Below are 3,667 nucleotides of genomic sequence, written 5' to 3'. Positions count from 1 at the left end.
GTTGGGTGTTGATTGTCGTCATCCGTACCCACCGTCCGCTAGCGGCCAAGAGCGGAAGTTCGGCGCCGTGATCGCACCGCCTTAAAACGGTCCTCAGCACATCGACGTCGTACACGGCCGCAGGAACCACGATCGGCCCGGGGCCCGGCCGAAGGGGCGGGCCCCGCACACGCCACTATCACCCAGAGGGGGGAATTCATGTGATCGTTGACATGAACGAGCTGCGTGGGGAGGAGTGGCAGTCGGAAGTGTGGGTGTAGACAGATTGTTAAGATAGCAAAGCCCGACCCCATCCATTGTCTTCGCAACCTACGATTCGCCTGACGCCCATCAGCTCTTGTCCAGGAACAGCGATTATCAAAAACCCAGCCTGTCCCTATTTTCTGTCCCTTTATTTTTTAGGAGAGTCTGCCACAGGAACAGGAGTAGTTGTCGCTTGCGACTGTTGCGCAGACGGCGCCGCCGGCGGTGGCTCGTGGGGCAGTTGTGGCTTGAGATTGCTGATGCCATCAAGACTCTTCTTCATTGTTTCTCCCATGCCATAGTCTCCTTTCTTCGTCGGTTGCGTGAGGGCTGAGCTGATTGCAATCAAGACGGCAAATATGGCACCTACATAGAACGTCGCAATTGACGCTATGTCAAACGCCTTTAGCTTCAAGTCTTTGACGTCCCCTCGAAAGTCATTCTCAATCAGTTCGGCATTTTTCTGATAAATCACCAAAGCGATACCAATTGTGGCGAGGAAGCCAAGAAATGAGCCTGCGTACAACCAAATCTGCCAAGGGCGAGCGAGTCCGACAGTTGTCAACAGTGTGACGAGCACGCCGACGCCGCCAGCGGAAAGCGTGATCAATGACTTATCCCGGGCCATTCGCGTTTCGATCCATGCCTTTAACATCACGGAATAGTGCGCAATGTTCTTGGCTTCCAACTCTCGGAGTGCCCGTTGTTCTTGTTGTTCCTTGGTTTCAGCCATGGCAATGGGAATATGCGTTAATAGTGACCGCGTAGCAATAACCTGCAACAGGATACGGCCGATAAGGCGACCGTAACCCATTAAAAGCGGACATTCGGCTACCCTTTCGACGAGCGCGGGTCTCGGCTCCGGGGATATGTACGCTCTTCCTGATATAAGCCGTTTTCCTTTTGAATCTTCACCGAGCCTCCTTGATTCCCAACGGCGTCTTGCAGGACACCACCTTTTGTAGCCTCCTCTTTCGTATCGAAACGCCGCACCGTTCTTCCCGTGGCATCGTTTTTCAATGCCCAGTCTTCGTTTCGGTCATCGTGTGTAAGCGTGTATCCGGGCAAATTACCCATGGTTCTCCTCCTGTCATATGGCGCGGGCGGAATTGCCACACGCGGGCCTTTTACAGAAACGGGAATAATCCTTTGATGCCATACCTCGTCAGATTCCTGGCGAATTGCTGGCAGGCGCCTCGACAGTGAGGATCATGCGCCAGTGCTAGGCCTACGGCAATGGCGCCGACGAAGACAAACAACATGGTGCTGGCTTTTGATGACATCTTGCCCCCTTCCTTAAATAAGTTTGTCGCCCTGACGAACGAGGATCTTGCCTTCCATCGGGTACGGGTCATAGGACGCGGCGTCAACAGCAATGAGCCCGTTCCAAAGACGAGCGGTATCGCCGCAATCGTTGTTCCAAATGTAATTGCGGTTGGTGAACAAGTGATGATCGGCTCCAGCGACGTCTTCCGGATTCATCTCCGAGAGTGAAAGCTCAGAACCGGAGTGAATGCGGACGACACGGCCAGATTCAAGCGTGCCTTGAAATGCCATGATGGTTTCCCACCGCCCATCTCGGCAGCGCGGCTGGTAGGCGATGTGTTGGAGCGAGATTCCCTGGAGCGGGTAAGGTTCGTCACCCACGTTTTTGAAATCAACCCATTCGGCGGCCAACTGGCGGTTCGGCGTGGTGCTGCCAACGCGATCCTTGCCCGCCGGATTGGGTTTGGCTTTGATGACCCGCAATACTTTCATATGCGCCTCCATCGAGGTGTTCACGCCGACATCATGCCGACGAGAATTTTCTCTTTTACGAGAACTTAGGCTCATGCTACCCGCGCTGCTGGCTTCTGTCAATGGGAAATTTCTTGTGGACGACAATTTCCAATTCCTGTATATCCGGGCTAATGGACGAACCGAAAGGAGGTCCCTGAATGACGGATGGTGGGGTAGACGTACGTCTACTGGGTCAACATCTTAACCGAGTCAGGAAAGAAAGGAGGAAGCGTCTCACCGAAGTGCACGAGGCTACAGGAATCAGTGTGGCATCGTTGTCGAGGATCGAACGTGGTGGGTCTCAGAGCGTTGATGCCAAGACACTAATAGCTCTGTGTGATTGGATGAAAGTGTCTATGGATCAGTTTAAGGAAAATCCGTCTGTTCCTCGTTCGCCTGGTAAGTCCGGTCAAAAACCAGTGGGCACTCCTGATGCAGTTGAGCTTCACCTGCGAGCCGACAAAAACCTTGACCGATCGACAGCAGATGCTTTGTCCAAGCTATTTAGGACAGCCTACGAGCAGATGAGTAAGAAGTCATAAGCATGGGATAAACTGTGATGCTTCCTTTCAGCGAGGACGCCAAATACTGGGAACCGTTGGCCGCTGAACTACGAAAAGTGGCTCGTGTTGGTGCCAATGAGAAGCTCGATCCCTGGAAGTTGGCTGGAGCGTTTGGGCTGCAGGTCCTCGATGTCCATGCGTTGCTGGATAAGATTCCGTCGCATCACGGGAGCCATCTGAAAGGTCATGGGAGAGATAAATGGTCAGGTGGAGTATATCCCATCCCGCTGGACGACGGCACGTTGATTTGCATGCTGAATCCCTTCCACAGCCGCCGCCGCAACAAAGTGACTTTGATGGAAGAAGTCTCGCACATCCACATGGATCATGAGCCGTCAGGAGTCTCCTATGATTCGCATGGCCTTTTGGTCCGCGATTATCATGCGAAACAAGAAAAGGAGGCCTATGGGATCGGGGCAGCCGCGCTGCTCCCCTGGAAAGCCTTTTTCTATGCTCTCAACGCCGGAAAGTCGGTGGAGGAGATGGCGGAAATCTTTGAAGTCAGTTCTGATCTAATTCAATACCGCATCAAGATCACTGGCGGGTCCAATCTCTATAGAAAGCGTAGACGAGACGGCAACTGCCACTAGGAAAGGTCTGATTTATTCCCCGCTGGTGATGTGCTATGAGGAATGCAGCACTGAACGGGAGACGCGCCCATCCACCAACAGACCTTTGCCGACGTCACATTCGAGCAATATCGCGAGCCCACTCGCCGCGAGCGGTTTCTCGACGAGATGAAACTCGTGTTGCCGTGGGCGGAATTGGTGGCGGTCATCGAGCCAGCGCATCCCAAGGCTGACGGAGGTCGAAATGTGGACATTCTGAATTTCCGCAGATAGTGATTCAGTTCGACGGCAAGAAATCCAGAATGTCTCCTTAAATCCCCCACCTGGTAGCCGTCGGTCGTGGACTTCTGCTTTGGGTCGAGGACTGCCATCGGCCAATTTAAGACGTTCGCAAGCCCTTCAAACACGTTCCGCAAAGCGGACCGCCACGCACTGCGAAGAGGAGTGCTGGCTTACTCCGTTCCACATCCGTGAGTTATGGTGTGGCCTCTTGTTTTCGGTGGCGATCCGTTC

The 3,667-nt window shown here is 53.6% G+C and carries 5 protein-coding genes and 1 pseudogene; 3 read left to right on the top strand and 3 right to left on the bottom strand.

From position 1 onward, the window contains the following. Positions 1 to 391: 391 nt before the first annotated feature. From ACOSYY_RS11550 to ACOSYY_RS11540, 3 genes are all read right to left on the bottom strand, one after another. Positions 392 to 1,057 carry a hypothetical protein gene (locus ACOSYY_RS11550; protein ID WP_421662525.1) on the bottom strand — a complete coding sequence of 222 codons (666 nt, stop codon included), beginning with the start codon at positions 1,055 to 1,057 and terminating at the stop codon, positions 392 to 394. A 17-nt stretch (positions 1,058 to 1,074) separates the two neighbouring features. Continuing rightward, the gene (locus ACOSYY_RS11545) at positions 1,075 to 1,320 is read right to left on the bottom strand and encodes a DUF2188 domain-containing protein (RefSeq protein ID WP_421662524.1); all 246 of its coding nucleotides are present in this window, start codon (positions 1,318 to 1,320) and stop codon (positions 1,075 to 1,077) included. Positions 1,321 to 1,539: 219 nt separating this feature from the next. Beyond that, positions 1,540 to 2,103, bottom strand: a complete 564-nt coding sequence (locus ACOSYY_RS11540) for a lamin tail domain-containing protein (protein WP_421662523.1) — start codon at positions 2,101 to 2,103, stop codon at positions 1,540 to 1,542. A 77-nt stretch (positions 2,104 to 2,180) separates the two neighbouring features. Between ACOSYY_RS11540 and ACOSYY_RS11535 the strand changes: the two genes are divergently transcribed. The 3 genes and pseudogenes from ACOSYY_RS11535 to ACOSYY_RS11525 form a co-directional block, all read left to right on the top strand. Beyond that, entirely contained in the window at positions 2,181 to 2,564 is a 384-nt protein-coding gene (locus ACOSYY_RS11535) for a helix-turn-helix domain-containing protein (protein ID WP_421662522.1), read from the top strand. Positions 2,565 to 2,581: 17 nt separating this feature from the next. Continuing rightward, positions 2,582 to 3,175, top strand: a complete 594-nt coding sequence (locus ACOSYY_RS11530; RefSeq protein WP_421662526.1) for an ImmA/IrrE family metallo-endopeptidase — start codon at positions 2,582 to 2,584, stop codon at positions 3,173 to 3,175. Positions 3,176 to 3,244: 69 nt separating this feature from the next. Beyond that, positions 3,245 to 3,397 (top strand): annotated as a pseudogene (locus ACOSYY_RS11525) (IS5/IS1182 family transposase); the annotation flags it as partial. Positions 3,398 to 3,667: the final 270 nt, after the last annotated feature.

The sequence above is a fragment of the Nitrospira sp. BLG_2 genome, from assembly GCF_049222245.1.
This window is presented reverse-complemented; position numbering and strand designations above follow the sequence as displayed.

Coding starts and splice junctions, on each gene's coding strand:
- ACOSYY_RS11550 (WP_421662525.1), bottom strand. CDS start 1,057: ATGGGTTACGGTCGCCTTATCGGCCGTATCCTGTTGCAGGTTATTGCT.
- ACOSYY_RS11545 (WP_421662524.1), bottom strand. CDS start 1,320: ATGGGTAATTTGCCCGGATACACGCTTACACACGATGACCGAAACGAA.
- ACOSYY_RS11535 (WP_421662522.1), top strand. CDS start 2,181: ATGACGGATGGTGGGGTAGACGTACGTCTACTGGGTCAACATCTTAAC.
- ACOSYY_RS11530 (WP_421662526.1), top strand. CDS start 2,582: ATGCTTCCTTTCAGCGAGGACGCCAAATACTGGGAACCGTTGGCCGCT.